This window comes from Coleofasciculus sp. (assembly GCF_046565525.1).
In the GTDB taxonomy this organism is placed as follows: Bacteria; Cyanobacteriota; Cyanobacteriia; order Cyanobacteriales; family Coleofasciculaceae; genus Coleofasciculus.
The window spans coordinates 13,865-33,019 of sequence record NZ_JBKHUP010000010.1 but is presented as its reverse complement, the minus strand read 5'-3'; the positions used below and the strand labels follow the sequence as shown (position 1 = coordinate 33,019).

At 47.4% G+C, this 19,155-nt stretch carries 19 protein-coding genes and 2 pseudogenes; 7 read left to right on the top strand and 14 right to left on the bottom strand.

Features of this window, described 5'->3' with window-relative positions; translation table 11 throughout:
• Positions 1–193 precede the first annotated feature (193 nt).
• Both rpsJ and ACLGGO_RS05385 read left to right on the top strand, forming a co-directional pair.
• Entirely contained in the window at positions 194–511 is a 318-nt protein-coding gene (gene rpsJ, locus ACLGGO_RS05390; RefSeq protein ID WP_044208966.1) for a 30S ribosomal protein S10, read from the top strand.
• A 209-nt stretch (positions 512–720) separates the two neighbouring features.
• Positions 721–1,368: an LON peptidase substrate-binding domain-containing protein gene (locus ACLGGO_RS05385; RefSeq protein WP_446418527.1), complete on the top strand. Its 648-nt coding sequence runs from the start codon at positions 721–723 to the stop codon at positions 1,366–1,368.
• Here ACLGGO_RS05385 and ACLGGO_RS05380 read toward each other — a convergent pair.
• Together ACLGGO_RS05380 and pheA are read right to left on the bottom strand one after the other, a co-directional pair.
• Positions 1,361–2,193 (bottom strand): annotated as a pseudogene (locus tag ACLGGO_RS05380) (RNA-guided endonuclease InsQ/TnpB family protein); the annotation flags it as partial. The gene ACLGGO_RS05385 and the pseudogene ACLGGO_RS05380 sit on opposite strands and share 8 nt — an antisense overlap.
• Positions 2,194–2,223: 30 nt before the next feature.
• Positions 2,224–3,090, bottom strand: a complete 867-nt coding sequence (pheA, locus tag ACLGGO_RS05375) for a prephenate dehydratase (RefSeq protein WP_446418526.1) — start codon at positions 3,088–3,090, stop codon at positions 2,224–2,226.
• 304 nt (positions 3,091–3,394) lie between these two features.
• Between pheA and ACLGGO_RS05370 the strand changes: the two genes are divergently transcribed.
• Positions 3,395–3,985 carry a DUF1997 domain-containing protein gene (locus ACLGGO_RS05370; protein ID WP_446338530.1) on the top strand — a complete coding sequence of 197 codons (591 nt, stop codon included), beginning with the start codon at positions 3,395–3,397 and terminating at the stop codon, positions 3,983–3,985.
• A gap of 54 nt (positions 3,986–4,039) precedes the next feature.
• Here the strand turns inward: ACLGGO_RS05370 and ACLGGO_RS05365 are convergent, their stop codons facing one another.
• From ACLGGO_RS05365 to ACLGGO_RS05350, 4 genes are all read right to left on the bottom strand, one after another.
• Positions 4,040–4,675 carry a ribonuclease HII gene (locus ACLGGO_RS05365; protein ID WP_446338544.1) on the bottom strand — a complete coding sequence of 212 codons (636 nt, stop codon included), beginning with the start codon at positions 4,673–4,675 and terminating at the stop codon, positions 4,040–4,042.
• Positions 4,676–4,886: 211 nt separating this feature from the next.
• Entirely contained in the window at positions 4,887–5,990 is a 1,104-nt protein-coding gene (locus ACLGGO_RS05360; RefSeq protein WP_446338531.1) for an RRXRR domain-containing protein, read from the bottom strand.
• A gap of 233 nt (positions 5,991–6,223) precedes the next feature.
• Entirely contained in the window at positions 6,224–8,230 is a 2,007-nt protein-coding gene (locus ACLGGO_RS05355; protein WP_446338532.1) for an Rne/Rng family ribonuclease, read from the bottom strand.
• Positions 8,231–8,863: 633 nt separating this feature from the next.
• Positions 8,864–10,039 carry a cysteine desulfurase family protein gene (locus ACLGGO_RS05350; protein ID WP_446418568.1) on the bottom strand — a complete coding sequence of 392 codons (1,176 nt, stop codon included), beginning with the start codon at positions 10,037–10,039 and terminating at the stop codon, positions 8,864–8,866.
• Between the two features lie 309 nt (positions 10,040–10,348).
• On the opposite strand from ACLGGO_RS05350, the gene ACLGGO_RS05345 reads away from it, so the two are divergent.
• Both ACLGGO_RS05345 and ACLGGO_RS05340 read left to right on the top strand, forming a co-directional pair.
• Positions 10,349–11,191, top strand: a complete 843-nt coding sequence (locus ACLGGO_RS05345) for a Uma2 family endonuclease (protein WP_446418525.1) — start codon at positions 10,349–10,351, stop codon at positions 11,189–11,191.
• Between the two features lie 182 nt (positions 11,192–11,373).
• A complete protein-coding gene (locus ACLGGO_RS05340; RefSeq protein WP_446338534.1) occupies positions 11,374–11,916 on the top strand; it encodes a hypothetical protein in 543 nt (180 codons plus the stop codon).
• Here the strand turns inward: ACLGGO_RS05340 and ACLGGO_RS05335 are convergent.
• The 7 genes and pseudogenes from ACLGGO_RS05335 to ACLGGO_RS05305 form a co-directional block, all read right to left on the bottom strand.
• Positions 11,890–12,321: a hypothetical protein gene (locus tag ACLGGO_RS05335; RefSeq protein ID WP_446338535.1), complete on the bottom strand. Its 432-nt coding sequence runs from the start codon at positions 12,319–12,321 to the stop codon at positions 11,890–11,892. The two genes, ACLGGO_RS05340 and ACLGGO_RS05335, sit on opposite strands and share 27 nt — an antisense overlap.
• Positions 12,322–12,341: 20 nt before the next feature.
• Complete coding sequence (locus ACLGGO_RS05330) at positions 12,342–13,160, bottom strand: CPBP family intramembrane glutamic endopeptidase (protein ID WP_446418524.1); 819 nt, start codon at positions 13,158–13,160, stop codon at positions 12,342–12,344.
• Positions 13,161–13,170: 10 nt separating this feature from the next.
• Positions 13,171–13,962, bottom strand: coding sequence for a CPBP family intramembrane glutamic endopeptidase (locus ACLGGO_RS05325; protein WP_446367114.1), 792 nt, complete (start codon positions 13,960–13,962; stop codon positions 13,171–13,173).
• A complete protein-coding gene (locus ACLGGO_RS05320) occupies positions 13,959–14,558 on the bottom strand; it encodes a PspC domain-containing protein (protein ID WP_446418523.1) in 600 nt (199 codons plus the stop codon). Before ACLGGO_RS05320 ends, ACLGGO_RS05325 begins: the two co-directional genes overlap by 4 nt.
• A gap of 206 nt (positions 14,559–14,764) precedes the next feature.
• A pseudogene (locus tag ACLGGO_RS05315) lies at positions 14,765–15,091 on the bottom strand (Acg family FMN-binding oxidoreductase); the annotation flags it as partial.
• Positions 15,092–15,117: 26 nt separating this feature from the next.
• Positions 15,118–15,750 (bottom strand): hypothetical protein, encoded by a 633-nt coding sequence (locus tag ACLGGO_RS05310; RefSeq protein ID WP_446418522.1) that lies wholly within the window; start codon positions 15,748–15,750, stop codon positions 15,118–15,120.
• A gap of 351 nt (positions 15,751–16,101) precedes the next feature.
• Positions 16,102–16,977 (bottom strand): WD40 repeat domain-containing protein, encoded by an 876-nt coding sequence (locus tag ACLGGO_RS05305; RefSeq protein ID WP_446418521.1) that lies wholly within the window; start codon positions 16,975–16,977, stop codon positions 16,102–16,104.
• 72 nt (positions 16,978–17,049) lie between these two features.
• Here ACLGGO_RS05305 and folK point away from each other — a divergent pair, with 72 nt between their 5' ends.
• Positions 17,050–17,535, top strand: coding sequence for a 2-amino-4-hydroxy-6-hydroxymethyldihydropteridine diphosphokinase (gene folK / locus ACLGGO_RS05300; protein ID WP_446418520.1), 486 nt, complete (start codon positions 17,050–17,052; stop codon positions 17,533–17,535).
• 6 nt (positions 17,536–17,541) lie between these two features.
• Entirely contained in the window at positions 17,542–18,093 is a 552-nt protein-coding gene (locus ACLGGO_RS05295) for an NUDIX hydrolase (RefSeq protein ID WP_446418519.1), read from the top strand.
• 326 nt (positions 18,094–18,419) lie between these two features.
• On the opposite strand, the gene ACLGGO_RS05290 is transcribed toward ACLGGO_RS05295, so the two are convergent.
• Positions 18,420–19,034 (bottom strand): Uma2 family endonuclease, encoded by a 615-nt coding sequence (locus ACLGGO_RS05290; protein ID WP_446418518.1) that lies wholly within the window; start codon positions 19,032–19,034, stop codon positions 18,420–18,422.
• Between the last annotated feature and the right edge of the window lie 121 nt (positions 19,035–19,155).

Genomic DNA, 19,155 nt, shown 5'->3' with positions numbered 1-19,155 from the left:
GAGAACTGCATCAGCTTCTCTGCTCCTTACTATCTGTTTTGGAAGTCCGAAAGGTGGAAACTATCGCACTCAAAGTCAGGGCTGGTTTGGCAACTGAGGCTTTGGGAAAACCAATCCATATTAATCCCTAAACCTGCCCCTACACCCTCATCAAAATTCTTAATTATTTCAGAACCTAGACAACTCAAAAAAAATGGCAACGATTCAGCAGCAAAAAATTCGGATTCGCCTTAAAGCATTTGATCGGCGATTGCTGGACACTTCTTGCGAGAAGATTGTGGATACAGCAAATCGCACCAATGCTGCCGCCGTCGGTCCAATTCCCTTACCGACCAAACGTCGTATTTATTGTGTCTTGCGATCGCCCCACGTTGATAAAGATTCACGGGAACATTTTGAAACACGTACTCACCGACGTCTGATTGACATTTATCAACCGTCGTCCAAAACAATTGACGCCCTGATGAAACTTGATTTACCTGCTGGTGTGGATATTGAAGTGAAACTATAGGGTAGGAGGGTAGGATCACGCGGAGGGGAAAAGAGCGAAAGTATAAAGCGTAAGGATTTGGAAACCTGCGTTAGCGTAGCTTGGCAGACCTAAAATCTCCCTTGTTCCTGGAGCTTCTGAAGCTCCTCTGCTCCAATGCTTGCTTCTTGTCCCCAAAAAATCCGTTAAAGTAGGTAAAGAAGCGCAGTTACCCTTTTCCCCAAGGCACAATGGCATCCTCTTCCTCAATTGCTGTTAGAGAACTTCCTTTGTTTCCACTGCCAGAAGTGGTTCTATTTCCGGGACGACCCCTACCCCTACATATCTTTGAATTTCGCTATCGTATCCTGATGAACACGATTTTGGAGAGCGATCGGCGGTTTGGGGGATTAATGTGGGACCCGGTGCAAGGTCAACCCGCCGCCGTTGGCTGCTGCGCTGAAATTATACACTTCCAGCGTTTGCCCTTGCCCGATGATCGGATGAAAGTCTTAACCCTGGGTCAGCAACGATTTCGGGTTTTAGAATACGTCCGAGAAAAACCCTATCGCGTCGGGTTGGTGGAATGGATAGAGGATCAACCCTCCCAAAAAGACTTAAGAGAACTCTCCAAATCCGTTGAGCAATTGCTGCGAGATGTCGTCCATCTTTCTGCCAAGCTGACGGATCAGAAAATCGAGCTGCCTGAAGATTTGCCAGACCTTCCTTTAGAACTATCCTATTGGGTAGCGGGCAATCTTTACGGCGTCGCTTCGGAACAACAAGCTTTGCTAGAAATGCAGGATACAGCAGCCCGTTTGGAACGCGAAGCTGAAATACTCACCTCCACGCGCAATCATTTGGCAGCCCGTACAGTCCTTAAAGATGCCTTTAATTAGCCGTTACATAAGACTTACCCAAAGCTACCCACAAGTGGACATCCTTGACGCTTACTTCCTGCTTCATTCTGGAGGTGACGGCACTCAACCAGTCCACAGGCTCTCCCCACCTAACTGGCGGCTATCTCCAAATTAATGGAGGCATTGAAATCCCGGTCAATTTCCAACCCGCAGTTGTCACACCGAAAAACCCGCTCAGATAAGGGCATTGAGTCTTTTTCGGTGTGGCATCTTGAGCAGGTTTTGGTTGAGGGATACCATCGATCAACCACAATTAAGGTTGACCCGTACAACTGGCACTTGTACTCTAGTTGGCGTTTGAATTCCCCAAATCCCATGTCCTGAATAGCTTTCGCCAGTTTATGATTAGCCATCATGCCGGACACGTTCAGATTCTCTATTCCTATTCGGCTGTGGTTTTGGGCTAAATAGGACGTGAGAAGAGTGTAACGTATCTTTACGGATGTTAGCTATCTTTCGGTGCAAACGGGCTATCTTGACTTGGGAAGACTTCCAGTTACTTGAACCGATTTGCTTATGGCGGTTCAGCCATTGCATATGGGATAGTTTTTTCTCGTACTTTCGGTAACTTTTCGCCCCCTCCACTACAATCCCGGTAGATAGAACAGCTAGTGCTTTTATTCCCAGGTCTACTCCCACTACGGGATGGGGTTTGGGGCGGTTGACTGGTTCATATTCCAAATGAAAGCTGATAAACCATCGGTCAGCCGTTCTAAATATGGTCACAGACTTGGGTTGAAAGCAGACAGGTAGCCGCTCATAAGTTCTCAGCCAGCCAATGACCGGAACTCTCACTTTAAAGTGAGCTGTGGGTTTTCTACAGGCAAAGGCAGCCTATTCTTCCTCAATCAGCGCCATTGAGTCAATGGGTATGACACTGTAGCTGCCAAATATTTTCAGAATTTCTGTATGAGCGGCAGCTTCTGAGAGCGCCTCTTGCACCAACGGTGTAGAAGCATTAGCTTCTAAATCAATAAAGAAAAGATACTCACCCAGCGATCGCTTCGTTGGGCGAGACTCAATTCGACTTAGGTTAATCTCTCGCTGGGCAAAGGCTTGCAGGGGTTTAACTAACGCTCCTGGCACATTGGCAGGGGTGCTAAAAGCTAAGGAGGTATGACTACCGCCAGAGGATGGTTGCTGACCAACAATCCAAAAGCGAGTACAGTTATCAGGATAATCATTGATCGCCGCCGCCAGGATAGGTAACTGGTAAAGCAGCGCCGCCCGTTGTGAAGAGATCGCGCCGGCTGTGTAGTCGGTATCCAAATGCTGTAAGGCTTCTGTGGTTGAGTTGGTCGGTATAAGTTGCACTGAGGGCAGACACTTCTGGAGCCACCCTTGACATTGGGCTAAGGCTTGAGGATGAGAATAAACTGTTTGGATTGCCTGGAGACGAGATGCTCGTGACAACAGGGCATGTTGGATCGGCAAAACCAATGCCTGTTGAATTTGCAGTTGATCCAGTTGCCATAGGGTATCCAACGTAATTGTTACACTGCCTTCAATGGAATTTTCCACAGGCACCACAGCCAAATCAGCTTGCCCAAGGGCAACCGCGTGTAAGGTTTGGGCAATGCTGGGATAAGGGCATAACCAGGGTTTTGAATCACATTTACTGGCAAGGGTGCGGCAGTAAGCTAAGGCAGCCGCTTCCGCGTAAGTCCCTGGTGGTCCTAGATGGGCAATTGAAATTGACATAAAATACACTTTACCTTATAATATGCGTTTTTTTATTCTCCGTAATGAGATTTAATGTTTTCCTTCCTAAGGACTAAACGTTTAGACTGATCGAGGTCATTAAAGTCTTCTATAGGAAGATAACGCTTGGCGATCAAAATTTCTACAATCAGAGTAAGGATTAAGTTATATGCTGTGGTCTCATTTAGGAGACTCGCTCATGTCCATAACCTTAAAAAATTTCGCCCAATTATGTAAATAAAGCTTAATTAAAGTAAGATTAACATTAAGAAACTTAGACGAAACCCAACGTTGCTCTCACCCTATGACCAGCCAGTTTACTGCATCCCAATCCGTAGAAATTACTGTACCGGAACAATCTGTACCCATTCAGCACTATTTACGTCAACCTCAGCGGTTGGTACAGGCGATCGCCGACCCAAATCTGATCGAGCAACTGAGTCCAGAGCAGTTTCGCCTGAAGATGCGTCCATTGCATTTTCTGTCATTAACCTTTCAACCGAGAGTCACCCTCAAAGTTTGGACAGATGTTAATGGTACAGTTCAACTACGATCGGTAGACTGCGACATTCCTGGATTGGACTATATTAATCAACGCTTTACCCTACAGGTCAATGGGAAACTCTATCCTGAGTCAAACCACAGCCAAACTAAACTTAAAGGCAGAGCGGATGTAAAGGTTCGGGTAGATATTCCCTTTCCCATTTCTCTGACACCTCAACCCATTATCGAAAAAACCGGCAATGGATTACTCAAAAGTGTTTTACTACGGATTAAGCAGAAATTAATGCATCAACTGCTATTGGATTATAGTCAATGGGCTAACGCGGATCGTCAAACCCTTAATCAGTCTAACTCTCAGCATCTTACACCTGTCGATAATCCTACCATTTAGGGGGATTAGGGAAGTTTTGAGTTCACTCCCCTGCACCCCAGCTTCCTATCTCCCTCATCCCCCATCCCTGAATTGACAAGGACGAAAGGAACGGCGATGTTGCGGCGAAGGACCCAACTGTTGGAGGGCTAAACGATGTCGTTGAGTTCCGTATCCCTTATTAGCGGCTAAGTCATAATCGGGATACTTAGTCGCTAAACGCTCAATTAAATCATCACGCCAGACTTTCGCCACAATACTAGCCGCCGCAATTTCTAGTGATCGCTCATCCCCTTTAATTAGACTCTTTTGGGATACGGGTAAACCAACCAACGCTTGTCTCCCATCGATCAGGCATAAATCGGGCTGCACTTTCAACTTAAGCACAGCCCGTTTCATTGCCAACAAAGAGGCTTGTAATATATTAATTTGATCGATTTCAGCACTAGTGGCATAACCAATACTCCAATCGATAGCCAGCTCTTTAATCGCTTGCGCCAATTTCTGGCGTCGTAGACGAGTTAACTGTTTACTATCTTTCATTCCAGAACCAGCCAAGTTGAGCAGAGTCGATGCAGGTAAAATAACCGCTGCTGCTACAACCGGACCAAATAAAGCGCCACACCCAACTTCATCCACTCCGGCAACCAATTTGCGATCGCCCGATAGTTCCGGTAGTTGGCAATAGTTGACTGAATTCTCCATAGTCATGGATACCTGAGACTCAGTCAGGGCGGGTTTTGAGTGAAGGTTATCATCCATACATAGTCCAACGAGAGTGGCTCGCCTCCGCCCTTAACGGCGCTTCTTGCATCACGGAAAGGAACACTCAACGTGTTCGCGGGAGTCCCCAGGTTCTGCGTAGCCACCTGGGGAGGGACAGCGGGACGGCTTAGGGACGAAGCCGTCCAACACATCTCCCCTAAGCCACGCATAATCTGCATGAACGCTTAAGTAATTTCACCTTGCTAGGGCTGAATTGTCCAATTCTTTTCCATTCATAGTTGTAGACTGAGATGTTTTTGGACTTACCTGTTTGGGTATAACCACCAATCCAACCTCTGTAAATCTGTCCCGCTTTCTCGGCTTGAACAAAGTCACCCCTACGGAAACCAAAAGGTGTAATTGTTCCACCCTTGCGCTTACGGTATTGGTTGGAATTAGGCTTGTGGCTGTCGGGATTCTCGAAGTGGAGTTGACGCCTATAAATATTAGGTTTGGCTATCACTTTGAATGATGCTGGCGTGACACAAGCGGAGCCTTCCCAATTACCACCCCTTACATTACCGGAATGCCACTCACGCCACTTAATGAAATGACTAGCGGCTAGTGCAACACCGTCATTACTGTGCGTTTCTTCCACGGCTTTTGACTTGTCAGCCTTATCCTTTGGAAGTTTTAGCCACTGCCTTAAGTTAGAGGTCTGCCAGCCAAATTGAGTAGCTGTTGGTGCAATTCTCTCCAACCATTCCAACATGACTCGTTGCCCTACCATCGCTGGACTAAACCCTTTATCGCCACGAGTTTTGATGTATTCGTAAACGATGTTAGAGATCGGAAATAATCGGCCAACTTCCTTAACCACTCTCAGCTCTAGTTGCCGATTAGCTCTGATACTCGGAGGCAGCTTTTTAGCTACTCGATTATCAAACCGTTTGGCGCGATGACACCGTTGGTCATAAGGTAGTTTGCGGTTGATTCGTCGTCCACGTCTAGCTCTCCGAAGTATCCGCCTTGCTGTCATCTTTTTTGTGACATTGGGGAACGGGAGAATTAAATGCAGCTTGAGCAGGGTGAAGAGAGAACTTTGAACTCCAACGCCACTAAACAGTTTGCCAGGGTCGATACCAATGACTACATCTTGGGTTTTATGCCCAGACGGTTCATTGATGAGTTGAATCGCAAAAACATTCAGGTTATTAGGATAGATTCTGGCAATTCCTTCTTTAAGCCATCGCCTAGCTCTTGAAGGTTTGGTGGGCATTAGTGGACGCCCATCAGGTGAAATTACAGGGACTCGTTGCATAGGATATAATCCTTACAAAAAGTTACTTGTTCCTTACCGCCATCTGATAAAAGATGTCCTTTCTTAGAGCAACCTAGTCAGAGGTTTTACAGAGGTTTAGTCTAGGAAAACAACTAAACGTGTGTACCATTATCAGACTCATGCGGTAGACAACTTTTACTGAAAACTGACCTTTCCAAGCTCACGGTTCAACGAAGTAACCGTGAGTAGTTGACAACGTTTCCATTCCTCATTCACTCATTTTCCATCGCCGAAGAACGGCGGCGACGACGACGAATCAAAGATGGCTTCGTTTCCGATTCACTGGCTGAGGTTGATTCAGCCGATGATTCTGAATCGACAGCAACTCCCGATGAAGTAACCAATACCTTGTCTGAACCCTCTTCTAAGTCAGATTCCTCTGATGGGCTAGAAATATCCTCCCATGAATCGTCCGCTACGTCAGCTATGTCATTGGTGGAAGTATCCGATTCAGCTTCTCCAGGAAGTACCACCGAAACCATAACCGATCTGGGATTTCTAATCTCCCGGTCTAAGCGCACTAACGGTGAAATGCCCATCAAAGCATAAACATCCTGTTCCTCCGGGGTCATCTCAACCTGAATAACTTCCGGTGGTTCCATTTCTACCACCGAGCGAATTAGCTGGGGTCTGCCCACTCGTTCGCTGGAGTCTGGCGCGATGGGACGTTCAACTGAGGTACTATCACGCCTGATCTCCTCTACGTCTTCACCCACATCAGAGGAGCGTTGAGACACGGGTATTGGACGAATATTGCTCTTGGCGATGGGTTCATCTTTGGAGATCACATCATCCAAGCGGCGACGGCGGCGGCGGCGATTAGTGCCATTGGTGATTCCCCTTTCTTGATAACTCGGATGATTGAGTTCCAGTTCATCCGGTTCATTAAAGCCAGGGATATCCAAGGGTTCTGGAAGATCAGAGCTTTCTGGGACTTCAACGCGAGAAACAGGCTCTAGCTCTTGTTGCACTTGAGGTTCTGGTTCACCAGGAAGATGCACCAAATGTCCTAAACCACCGCAGCTTGGACAAGTGCGACCAAATAATTCGTAAATATTTTGACCCTGGCGCTTACGAGTGAGTTCGACTAATCCCAGTTCTGAAAGTTGGGCGATTTGGGGTCTGGCTTTGTCCATTTTCAACGCTTTGTTGAAATGTTCCAGAACCTGCAATTGGTCACGCCGCGAGTCCATATCGATAAAGTCCACGATGATTACGCCAGCAATGTTACGTAGGCGTAATTGGCGGGCGATTTCCGTTGCGGCTTCACAGTTAGTCCACAGAACCGTTTCTCGTGCAGTTGCCGAACGAGTAAAGGAACCGGAGTTCACATCAATGACAATGAGAGCTTCCGTCTGTTGGATGATAATGTAGCCTCCGGATGGCAGATCGACTCGTGGCTTTAAGGCTTCTCGAATCGCCGCATTAATGCGGAAATAATCGAGAATTGAGAGGCGATCGCGGTGGTGGTCAATTAAAACCCCTTCCGGTGATCTGCCGCCACTCCAGCTCACTAACTGCTGCTTCACCCGCTTGACCCCAGTATGGGAATCAACCACAATTCGATTCACATCCGCTGTGTACATATCACGGAGGACTCGCTGGATAAAATCATCATCGCGATTGAGTAGGGATGGCGCTCTCGTCGAGGTTGCCTCCTGTTGGATGGCTTCCCATTGGCGTTGCAGTGCCTCCAAATCCTCCATAATCGCTTCTTCGGCTCTGCCCTCGGCTTCGGTGCGAACTAATAATCCCATCCCAGCGGGTTTGATCAGCACAGCCAAGGCTCTGAGGCGATTACGCTCGTTTTCGTTTTTTATCCGTCGGGATAAATTAACACCTCGTCCATAGGGCATCAGCACCAGATAACGACCCGGAAGGCTGATATTTCCAGTCAGCCGAGGACCTTTATTTCCCGTCGGCTCCTTCATCACTTGGACTAAGACTTTTTGCTGCGGGGTGAGCAGTTCCGTAATTGCCCCAGAGCGACGTTTAAGTCGCACAGGACCCAAGTCGGTAACGTGAATAAATCCATTGCGTTCGGCATCGCCGATATTGACAAATGCGGCATCAATGCCCGGTAAAACGTTTTCGACAATGCCGAGATAAATATCACCGACTTGGTGGCTGCCGGTGGCAACGACAAGTTCTTGAATCTGATCTTCTGAAAATACAGCAGCCAGCCGATATTGCTCTGCAATAATAATTTGTTTTGCCATTCAATTTCCTCAAAATTTGGCAGTACGTTCAAGTACTGAAGCTTGGTTTTTGTGGGAATTTTAGATAGCTGATTAGTTTAGAGGGCAGGCAAACGAGCCAAGCTTGAAAAATGCTTGAATGCTTGTCTGAATTGCCTTTTCCTCCAAAAATATTAAATCGCATACCTAAAATTGATCGGTCACTCTTGCTTTGGCTACCCCTTATGATTCTGAAAAGCAAAAACTTTAGCTTTACTTAGAAAACGTAAATTGTGATCGGGGAGTGACTGAAGACTACTGACACTCTCGTAGATCAACTTTTTCTCCAATGCTACAGGTAGCCAATGTCATGCCCCTTTGTCCAAGGGCTAGCATTGGAGTTTGGTAACGTGCAAGTTAAAGCTCTGGAAGTGTGAATCAGTTACGGATAGTATCTACAGATAGTTTACACAGGTCGAACCTAGTGTCACTGTTGGTACGCTAACTGTTTCCTCAATTTTACATTATACTGCGTTGATTGTTGATTGTTAATGGGTAGAAACCATCAGTTTACCTGTGAGGGGGTTCCGGGTGCTCCCGAAAGCTGGGGAGATGGGAGCGATTTCCTCATCAACAAAGGACAAAGGACGAATGAGGAATCTCCAATCACCCTAACTAGACCGACCTGTAAGGGTTTTGAGCTTGACGCAGGGACGTAATTGTCGCGATCGCGTGTTGGGCAACGGTATCGATTTCCTCGGCTGTATTACAGCGCCCAATACCAAACCGAATCGAAGCATGAGCTAGGGATTCTGAATGTCCTAGTGCCAAAAGGACGTGGGATGGCGCTACATTAGTCGAGGAGCAAGCCGAACCTGAGGAAACCGCGACTATCGGCTGTAATCCCAACAGGAGAGCAGAACCGTCCACCCCTTCCACGGAAATATTAAGATTTCCTGACAATCGCTGGTGAGGATGACCATTTAGATGAATCCCCCCTAGCTGAGACAGGGCGTTCCAAAGCTGTTCCCGTAGCTGGAGGAGGCGTTGAGATTCGGAGGTTTGTTCAGCTAAGCCTAGTTCCACCGCTTTAGCAAAGCCAACGATTTGTGGTGTATAGAGGGTACCCGAACGGATTCCCCGTTCCTGTCCCCCTCCCTGAATTTGTGAAGCTAACTTAACTCTTGGGTTACGGCGGCGGACATAAAGCGCCCCAATACCCTTGGGTCCATAAAGTTTATGGGCTGTTAGGGACATCAGGTCAATATTCATATCCTGGACATCCAAGGAAATTTTACCAAGCCCTTGAGCGGCGTCGGTATGGAAGAGTACCTGATGCTGGTGACACAGTTTCCCAATTTCAGCCAGGGGTTGTAATACACCAATTTCGTTATTGGCTGCCATGACTGAGACTAAGATTGTATCAGGACGAATCGCTTTTTCAAGCTGAGTTAAATCAAGTAGTCCATCCCTTTGGACGGGCAAAAGCGTGACCTCAAATCCTAAGTTTTGTAAATAGGTACAGGGATCAAGCACCGCCCGATGTTCGGTTTGGACGGTAATAATATGACGCCCTTTACTGAAATAGGCTTCAGCAACTCCTTTAATCGCTAAATTATTCGCTTCTGTTGCACCACTGGTGAAAACAATTTCCTCTGGTGTGGCGTGGATAGCGTCAGCTAGAGTTTGTCGTGCTTGTTTTACCGCTGCTTCCGCTTCCCAACCGTAAGCGTGGCTGATACTGGAAGGGTTGCCGAAATGTTCTCTAAAAAAGGGCAGCATCGCCTCTAGCACCCGTTCATCCATGGGGGTGGTGGCGTGGTTATCAAGGTAAATTGGACGATGAGACATAATTAGTAAATCGCCATTTGTCATTTTTAGTATGCCACGCCACTCTAGAAAATTGGCTGACTGAAAGGGATGCAGAATGTGAGTTATGACGGACATCCTATTAAAGGTTTATTTTACTACAAGGGAGTGTTAGCGATCGCGCTTTTGTTAAGATGAATAGCACGCTCAGATGAGGCTGGTGGGCATTGCCCACCCTACGATCTATCAAGGGTTTAGGCGATCCAAAAATGCACGCTTTTCAGTGCCATTCTTGTTAAGATACTTTCAGGTATCTAAAAAAAAGAACCTTAATGTAAAGAGACGCTTATTATGTCAGAGTTGGCTACTCAAGAGACAACATCCCAAACTATGGTAGGCTGGGAACCATCCATGCCCCCAACTGACTTAATCTTTGATGATGGAGAACCGTTGGAAAGTAATCGCCACCGTATTTCTATAAATGTCCTGATTCGGTCGTTGCAGCAAGCGTATCTTGCTCGCCATGATTTCTTCACGAGCGGTAATATGTTTATTTATTACAGCAGTGAGCAGGCGCGGAACCGGGATTTTAAAGGACCAGATTTCTTTGCGGTATTAAATGTTGACGGGACTACTGAACGGCAAGGTTGGGTTGTGTGGGAAGAAGGGGGGCGTTACCCTGATGTAATTGTCGAATTAATGTCTCCTTCTACGGCGTCTGTGGATACGGGGACGAAGAAAGATATTTATGAGCGTATTTTTAGAACACCGGATTACTTTGTTTTTAATCCCTTTGAACCCAATTCATTGCAGGGTTGGCATTTGGATGCGTCTCAACAATATCAACCATTAGTCCCTAATGAGCAGGGTTGGCTGTGGTGTCAAAAATTGGGGTTGTGGTTGGGAACTTGGCAAGGAACCATAGACCGAGAGACGGCGGTTTGGTTACGATTTTATGATCAAAATGGTAATCTTGTTCCCCTACCTGAAGAAGCGGCTCAACAGCGAGGATTTCAACAAGGGACATTACGACAGTTATTGCGTATCCTCTCTATGCGCTTTGAACAGGTTCCGCTAGATATTGAGCAACGTTTACAGGTACTTGAAATTAATCAATTAGAGGATTTGGTGGAAGTAGCTTTAACTGCACAAACCCTGGCGCAATTTATCAGTATTGTACCTGAAGGTTCATGATAGAATTAGACGCGATCGCATACCTCATCTACAGTAATCCGGCGACTAGCTTGAATACGTTTTGATGGGAAAGTTCCTGATTTTAATCCTGGGGAGTGATGCACAAGCTCGTCAGTTTAGCGAATATAGGTCATTATTGATACTGTAGCCTCATCGATAACTCTAAATGAGTTTATTTACCAATGCGTCAACATCCAACAGCGATCGCACTTATTTCACTTCTGTGCTTAGGGAGTACGGCTGCATTAGCCGCTAAGACTAACCCATCCCCGACACCGACTAAAGACTTATCCTTTGAGTTGAAAGCGGTTGATAACCATTTTGACCCCCGTCAACTCGCACCAGGCGAGGAATTTATGGGTCTGGAAGTTGTCTCAGTTCAAGCTGACTCATTACCTGAGTATGGTGTAATTGGGCGAGTCCAATTTCGAGGTCAAATTGCTCTCACTGGGACTTACGAACCTAATCACCAGCTTCCAGGAAACACCAAGATCCCATGTTTTGTTGTTGATGAAGCCGCCGCCAAACAGTTACCCAGATTTCGGGGCGATGATCGCCAAGTTTGGTTTTGTTTCAATAATCCCGAGGTCGCTAAGCAGCAATTGGGTGGAGAGGATAGTCAACCGAAAAAAGCGATAATCGTGATCAATGATTATGAGACGGTTTATTATCCCTCCGATGCATTTGATACTGCTACTTTAGTGCGGGTGATTACTCAAGAGTAAAATTCCTGCCAAAATTTTACCAATAGCGGCAGCGATCGCGATCGCAATTAAAGCTGAAATATTACCCTGTAGTAGAAAATCAAAGCTAGTCCAAACTAGAGACGTTAACGCGATCGCACTCAATAATACCAGCAAGACTAAATCCTGATCCACAACCGTAGATTCCTGAACCAAGTCAGGATCAGAAGTTTGACGATAGGGGAGTTTAGGCAAAGGTATCCGCGCGATCGCTATCATGATGATTACAAGTAGCGATACCAGTAACCCTGTCCCTTCATATTCTGCTAATCCTAACCCACCACCCACCGCTAATCCTACCACTCCTGGTGCGGCAAATAATCCAGCGCCCAGAGTTGATTGAGGCGTTTCCCAAACCGCTATCGCCCCCCCGCCAACATGAAACATGGCTGAACCTGATTTTGACTTCAGCGCGATCGCAGGGACAGATGGAGTTTCTTATCGCACAATAGACCGAGGGCGATCGCCACAAGCAACCCCACTGCCAGCCCATAGGGTCGTAGATTACTACCATCTGGCATCACCATGACCGGTATGACCCACCCCCAAGCATTGACCGCAGTATGCAGCACGAGGGCGGGCAACACACTGCCCTGAGTGTGGTTGAACAGCCACGCAAACAGCACCGACAGGGCCACCGTACTCATCATAAATAGGCCAAAGGGGAGGTGGCTTTGCGTCGTGTCGGCCATATAAAACAGCGGCAGATGCCAGATGCCCCACACCCCACCCAAGAAAAGGCTAGCCACGCGCCAGCTATAGCGCTCTTGCAAAACAGGCAAGGCATAACCCCGCCAGCCAAATTCCTCGCCCAGTGGGCCGCCCAGCACCAGTATCAGGCCAAAGTTCACCACGGCTAGGAGCACATGCCCGGATGCCGGAGACGGTGCGATCGTGCCGCCCAATGCGATGTGCCCAGCAGCGGCCAGCCCCATGACCGCCAAAGGCAAGAAAAACGAGAGAGCCAGCCAACGCCAACCCACTCGCCATTGCAGCGATCGCCTGAGCCAACGATGCAGCCCTTCCTGTCCACTGGAATACCTCACTACCGCGATCGCTGCGATGCCGGGGCCAAAACTCCCCGCAATAAACAGCACCATCCCAACGGTGACCCATTGAGGTCTGATCATCGAAGATAGCAGCCAGCAGATCCACGACCAAGCAAACGCCAAAGCGAAAAATGCTAAAAGGCTCGGGTAAAAGCCAAATTTATGATGATGTGTCATTGACCCACTATTAGCCTGCATAAACCCGTTTTTGGCGGGATAGATTTGCTTTCCCAAACACGGCAATCAGGATAATGACCACCACACAATTCAGAAGGACATCCGCGATAGGAGACACTCCAGTGATAAATAGTCCCCACACATTCAGCGAACCATGAAAAAGTGCCACTAGCAAAATACTGCCTTTAGTGCTGTTGTAAATCCAGGTGTAGATAAAAGCATTGGTTACGATCAGGATGAACCAGAGGAAAGGGTACTCAGCCATCGGGTTTCCCACTAAAAAGACAGTTGGCAAATGCCAAAAAGCCCACAATGTACCCACGATTAGAGTGGCTATGAAGGCATTATGTCGTTTCTGCAATCGGGGCAAGGCGAAACCACGCCACCCAATTTCTTCGCAGATATTGGCGAAGAAATTGACCACGAGGCTAATAACCATATAGAGAGATCGATCGACCTGTGGGGTTACAACTGTGTCTGAAAATCCCAGTAATTTAGTGATGCCTTGCGCCGCAATGAAAAGAGCTAAAGAACCAAACAAGGCTACGATGTACCAGACTAGGCCAACACGCCATCGGAGCAGCCCCTTGAGCAAATTCTGAACCCCTGTTTTACCCTCTGCTGTGCGTGCCACAATGACCGCCGCAAGAGCAGGGCCAACAGCATAAAAGATGGAAAGAAGCTGAACATAGGGGCTGTCAAAGGGGGCAATACCATGCGATCCCAATGCGGCTGACATCATGCCAATCCATGCAATACCAAAGGCCAAGATATAGAACCAGGTTACGGGATGTTTTTTCATTTTTCACCGTCTTCTTTGACGTAGAATTGTTGTTGCAATCTCGGCTCGATGGGAAACGCCAACCAACACCACAAGTACAGAAAAATAAATCCAGGGATGACGATCGCTAAAACAACAGTGACAACCCGGAGCAGTGAAAGGGACTGGTGCCATTGTTGAGCGAGGGCTGAACAGACGCCTGCAATGACTTTGTGGCGGCGACTCCGGTAAAAAACAGCAGGGATTTCGCCTGAAGTGCTGCCTGTATCTTGGGAGCGCCGATGTTGTAAAATTCCGGAAATCAGCAGCCCGATCGCGCCCAAAATTGCTGATGGAATGGCAAAAATCGCCAGCCAGTGCGCCATCGCCAGCCCAGAGATCACGTCTCCTAGCCAAACCGGGGAAGGACAGCGAAAGCGGACAGCTTCTGCCGAGCAATTAAAGTGATTAGCCAAACCGAATGCGCCCCCAGTCATGAGAAACGGAGAAATTCCGTAGAAGATGCAGAGGCTCAACAAAAACAAGTGCCAACGGGTCGAGAGTCGTCGGAAAAATGCGATCGTGGCGATCGCAGGGCCAACCAATAAGAAGATGTAAATCAAAGTCAAATAAAACATGAGTTTTCCTGGATAAGTTTTCTTGACTTTTCATTAATTGAAATCAAATAACTTCAACTGCCCAAACCACAGCAGAAAAATGCTCCATCGAGTAAATTGTCAGCCTGCCGAATGTAGGTTAAAGGTGAAACCACTGGCTGAGTCCAGCGACATTGACAGGGCTATTTTTTTAGGTGGAATGCGTTTAAACCAGCACAGACTCAAGCGATCGCCTCAAACAGCGGGGTTGCCTCGACCGCGCAAGGGGTAAATGAAATGCGTATACTCCCGTCCCCGGCCGCATCAAAGCTCACTTGCCCAGATAGCCCTTGAGCCTTGGCGGCCTGAAGGATGTTCTCGGCGGCGCATCCTAAGGACACATACAAATGGTGGTCATCGGGATCGACCACCTGGCATCGTCGCGATAGATCCGGCAGAATGGCGATCGCCTGCTGCTCTACGTGAAACCGCCAGCACTGGGTGTTGTGGCTGGAGGGGGCGAGGGTGCCGTAACGCACCAGTTCTTTGAGTTGGGCAGATTGTGCAGGAGTCATGGTTTAGTCTCTGGAGGTGGGCGTGGTCACGCGATCGCCTGCACCACCTGGCCTGCACAGGGAGCGAACACCGGCGCGCCGTAGATCAAGTACGCCCCAGGCTGCTTAGGGCTGATGCCGCGCGATCGCAGCCCCCACCGATTCACCTGAATGATATCGGTGCCGTAACTTTGGCCCCGATAGGCTTGAAAACGCGGCACTGACTCATCCAAAGTTTTCAGGTGGGCATTAATGCGAATATTACTACCGCCATTGACGATCAGAAAATGGCCACCCCGCAGCGGAAAGGTGAGGTCAACAGCAGATGCAGCCGCAGGAAACGGCCCCGCCCAACTGCGAACCGCCTCATTGCCAACATACACACCAAAGGCCACGCAGCCCACCACCATCACCCACCCCGGCCAGCTTAAGGGCATCCGATGCTTTGGCTGATGCTTCGTCACCCCCAGCCCCAACGCCAGCAAAAACAGTACCCCATAGAGATAGGGTGTCCACCAGGGCGGAAAGACCCAGATACCCATCCGGGCGATCGCAACCAGGGCAATCGCCGTCACCAGAGCTTGAACCCCCATCCCCAGCAGATTGCGGGGCTGCAAAAAAGCCAACCACCCAATCAACACGAGGGGAAACAGAATCTGGATCAGAATCAAGATCGTCATCGCAGACCTTCCCCGTCATTGTGAGTGTTTTTTGGGCAGCAATACTAGCAATTACTATCATTGGTGATTGGTGATTAGGCAATATAGCAATCCTATTTAGGTTGTGGCAATTTTCAAAACTGGAACCCTTGCTATACCTGGGTTTCAAACCGTTCACTTGTTGCATCCTATTTAGGATTGCTATAGCATTTGCTTGGCTCAAATACATAGTTTTAATGTACGTCTGTAGGGAGGGGTTTAGGAAGTTTCGTTATTAATGATAACCTTGCCTCAAAACCCGCCCTGACTAGATATTCCAGATGTAATCTGCTACATCTAGACTACCCTCATTTTGCCTATCTTTCGCATTCCTTATTTTATCCCCCAAATTTTAATCACATCATTCTGGCTACCACTGGCAATTGTCCGTCCATCTGGACTAATTGCTACCGCTAAAACTGCTTCTACATGATCACTAATCCTGTGCAAAATTTCACCTGTCTGTAAATCCCAAACCTTAACTGTTTTATCGTTACTTCCACTAATAATTCTACGTCCATCTTGACTAATTACCACTGAAGTAACAGTTCCCGAATGACCGAACAGTGTGCGAATTTCCTCTCCTGTGCTCAAGTCCCAGAGTTTAATCGTTTTGTCAATACTGCTACTCACCAACGTTTTCCCATTGGGACTAATCGCCACTGAGGTAACGCTACCTGCATGACCGGTGAGTATTTTTCGATGACCAATCCAAATAGTACCATCAGCACAACCACTCACTAATCTTTTACCATCTGAACTAATGGCGAGGGAATACACCCAGTCTGACGGTTCGGTTAGGGTGTCAAGTTCAGCACCATTTTTAATATCCCAAACTTTAATTGTTGTATCCTGGCTACCGCTATAAATTCTCTGTCCGTCAGGACTAATCGTCACACAATATACTCGATCTGAATGACCTTCTAAGGTGTGTAGTTCTTTCCCACTTTTCAGGTTCCACACTTTCAGTGTGCAATCAAAACTCCCACTCACGACAGTTTGACCATCTGGACTAATCGCTACCCCATGTACCCAGTCAGAGTGACCTCTGAAACAGGAGAGTTCCTGTCCATTGCTTAAATCCCAGACGCGCACGATTGTATCTCCGCCACCACTGATTAAGGTTTTGCCATCGGGACTCATTGCTAGGGAGTAAACGGTTCCCTTGGGTCCGGATAACCAAAGACCGAGAATTTGTTCTTCGTGCATTAATACATCTCTATAGCAGCAAAAGCTTTGTTTATTTCTGGTAGTCTATAAACTTAACCGCAGGGGGATTTTGTGTCACAATCTCAACAATGTGCGATCGCGCTAGGTAGCAATTTGGGTGATTCGAGTGCCATCCTAGAGGCGGCTATAGTTATGTTAGCGAAAACTCCCGGTATCACGGTAACCTCTCAGTCTAGCTGGTATCAAACCGCCCCCGTTGGTCCGCCGCAGCCGGATTATCTCAATGGTTGTGTGATTATAGATGTACAGCTAACCCCCCAGGATTTATTACAAACCACCCTTAGCATCGAAAAACAGTTCGGGCGGGAACGGCGGGAACGCTGGGGACCGAGAACCCTAGACTTAGATATCTTATTATTCGATAATTTAATAATAGACACCCCTACCCTGCAAATCCCCCACCCCCGGATGAGTGAACGAGCCTTTGTCCTGGTTCCCTTAGCCGAAATTGCCCCCGACTGGCTAGAACCGGTATCCGGATGTGCGATCGCACAACTCGTACAAAGGGTAGACTGTTCTGGAGTTCACCCCGTATAGTTAGACATGCCTCAAGGTAAAGAACCCCCTCAATTACTCAGACAACGCTTTGTTTATCAGGGACGCAAATTTAACTTTGAAGTTAATCACCTGCGTCTTCCCAACCAAGCTAAAGGCGACTGGGAATGCGTGCGTCACCCCGGTGGGGCGCTAGCGGTTCCTGTGACCCCAGATGGGAAACTGGTACTCGTGCGTCAATATCGGTTTACGGTACAACGGCGGTTATTAGAATTTCCGGCTGGAACCGTGGAACCCTTAGAAGACCCAGAAACGACAATCCAACGGGAAATCCAAGAAGAAATCGGATACCGGGCGCATCGTTGGCAATCTTTGGGCAATTTTGCCTTAGCACCAGGGTATTCTGATGAATATATTTACGCATTTCTGGCGCAAGATTTAGAGAAACTGGAGACGCCGCCAGGATTGGATGCGGATGAAGATTTAGAAACGGTATTGATGACACCTGAACAATTAGAAAAAGCGATTCATGGGGAGGATGCGGTTGATGCTAAATCGATTTGTAGCTTTTACCTAGCGCGTCCATTTTTGCAGCAATAGTGGGTGAATTGTTGTTGAAGATATCCCAGAAACCGTAGGGGCGCACGTCTGTGCGCCCTATCCAATTTGCGTCCTCATGCTATTGGTTATGTTGCAAAATAGGGTTGTGTGGCGAACATTGTAGAGATGTTTCGCTGGAACGTCTCTCTCTATCTGATAAGTATATTTTTAACGCAGAGGGACGCAGAGGTTAACGCAGAGGAACGCAGAGGAGGTTAGTGGAGTTGTGCGACAATTTTATAGAATTGAGGAAACAAAGGGAAGCACGATCAACTCTTTGCCAATGACATAACTAAATGACAACTAGCGAAATTCAGGGATTACGGCTAATCTAACACACCAGCCTTGAAAATCTGGTCAGCGTCTAACTCCAAGTCAGGAAATGTTGGTGACACCACATAATCTCCCCGTCGAAACTGTCTCATCTCGTAAGTTTCTCCCTTTAAATCGCAGATAGTAATCGTCGGTTGTTTAGGAGAACCAATAAAAAATGTTCCACCTAAGCCCAGATAATCAACAATCCAATATTCTTGAATTCCCAAGGCTTGATAATCATCCACTTTGCGGGCATAATCGTTTTGCCAATTTGTACTCACCACCTCAACCACTAATTTGACTGAAGTTCCCAGTGTAATAATCGGTTCACGTTGCCATAACGGTTCATCGCGTAGGGCAAATCTATCTAAGACAATAACATCCGGTTTAAAGGCGGAAGATTGACCTAAGGGTTTAATCAGACATCGCATCGGGATAAAGTAGGGTTGCTTAAGATGAGCGATGGCTAGGTTCAACTGCATGTTAATAAAGCCCGTTACCTGTTCATGGGAACCTGTTGGCTCCTTGTCAACTAATTCTCCATCAATTAGTTCATAGCGAGGATGATCTCCGTATTCAGCAACAAACTCGTCAAATGTTAGTGATTTGGGTAGGATTTGAATCATTATAAACGACCTGAAACTACGCTACCTGTAATATTTTTACTTTATCCTAACACTGACCTATAAGCCTTAAACCGCCTTGGGTTGAAACCCAAGACTAAAAGCTCAAGCCAGCTAAAGCTGA

What these genes read in the sequence shown, in the direction of transcription:
- ACLGGO_RS05335 (WP_446338535.1), bottom strand. Translation starts at nt 12,321, where the DNA reads ATGTTTCATGTTGGCGGGGGGGCGATAGCGGTTTGGGAAACGCCTCAA.
- ACLGGO_RS05320 (WP_446418523.1), bottom strand. Translation starts at nt 14,558, where the DNA reads ATGTTTTATTTGACTTTGATTTACATCTTCTTATTGGTTGGCCCTGCG.
- ACLGGO_RS05310 (WP_446418522.1), bottom strand. Translation starts at nt 15,750, where the DNA reads ATGACGATCTTGATTCTGATCCAGATTCTGTTTCCCCTCGTGTTGATT.
- ACLGGO_RS05295 (WP_446418519.1), top strand. Translation starts at nt 17,542, where the DNA reads ATGCCTCAAGGTAAAGAACCCCCTCAATTACTCAGACAACGCTTTGTT.
- ACLGGO_RS05330 (WP_446418524.1), bottom strand. Translation starts at nt 13,160, where the DNA reads ATGACACATCATCATAAATTTGGCTTTTACCCGAGCCTTTTAGCATTT.
- rpsJ (WP_044208966.1), top strand. Translation starts at nt 194, where the DNA reads ATGGCAACGATTCAGCAGCAAAAAATTCGGATTCGCCTTAAAGCATTT.
- ACLGGO_RS05385 (WP_446418527.1), top strand. Translation starts at nt 721, where the DNA reads ATGGCATCCTCTTCCTCAATTGCTGTTAGAGAACTTCCTTTGTTTCCA.
- ACLGGO_RS05350 (WP_446418568.1), bottom strand. Translation starts at nt 10,039, where the DNA reads ATGTCTCATCGTCCAATTTACCTTGATAACCACGCCACCACCCCCATG.
- ACLGGO_RS05365 (WP_446338544.1), bottom strand. Translation starts at nt 4,675, where the DNA reads ATGACTATGGAGAATTCAGTCAACTATTGCCAACTACCGGAACTATCG.
- ACLGGO_RS05355 (WP_446338532.1), bottom strand. Translation starts at nt 8,230, where the DNA reads ATGGCAAAACAAATTATTATTGCAGAGCAATATCGGCTGGCTGCTGTA.
- ACLGGO_RS05290 (WP_446418518.1), bottom strand. Translation starts at nt 19,034, where the DNA reads ATGATTCAAATCCTACCCAAATCACTAACATTTGACGAGTTTGTTGCT.
- ACLGGO_RS05345 (WP_446418525.1), top strand. Translation starts at nt 10,349, where the DNA reads ATGTCAGAGTTGGCTACTCAAGAGACAACATCCCAAACTATGGTAGGC.
- ACLGGO_RS05360 (WP_446338531.1), bottom strand. Translation starts at nt 5,990, where the DNA reads ATGCAACGAGTCCCTGTAATTTCACCTGATGGGCGTCCACTAATGCCC.
- ACLGGO_RS05305 (WP_446418521.1), bottom strand. Translation starts at nt 16,977, where the DNA reads ATGCACGAAGAACAAATTCTCGGTCTTTGGTTATCCGGACCCAAGGGA.
- ACLGGO_RS05325 (WP_446367114.1), bottom strand. Translation starts at nt 13,962, where the DNA reads ATGAAAAAACATCCCGTAACCTGGTTCTATATCTTGGCCTTTGGTATT.
- ACLGGO_RS05370 (WP_446338530.1), top strand. Translation starts at nt 3,395, where the DNA reads ATGACCAGCCAGTTTACTGCATCCCAATCCGTAGAAATTACTGTACCG.
- ACLGGO_RS05340 (WP_446338534.1), top strand. Translation starts at nt 11,374, where the DNA reads ATGCGTCAACATCCAACAGCGATCGCACTTATTTCACTTCTGTGCTTA.
- pheA (WP_446418526.1), bottom strand. Translation starts at nt 3,090, where the DNA reads ATGTCAATTTCAATTGCCCATCTAGGACCACCAGGGACTTACGCGGAA.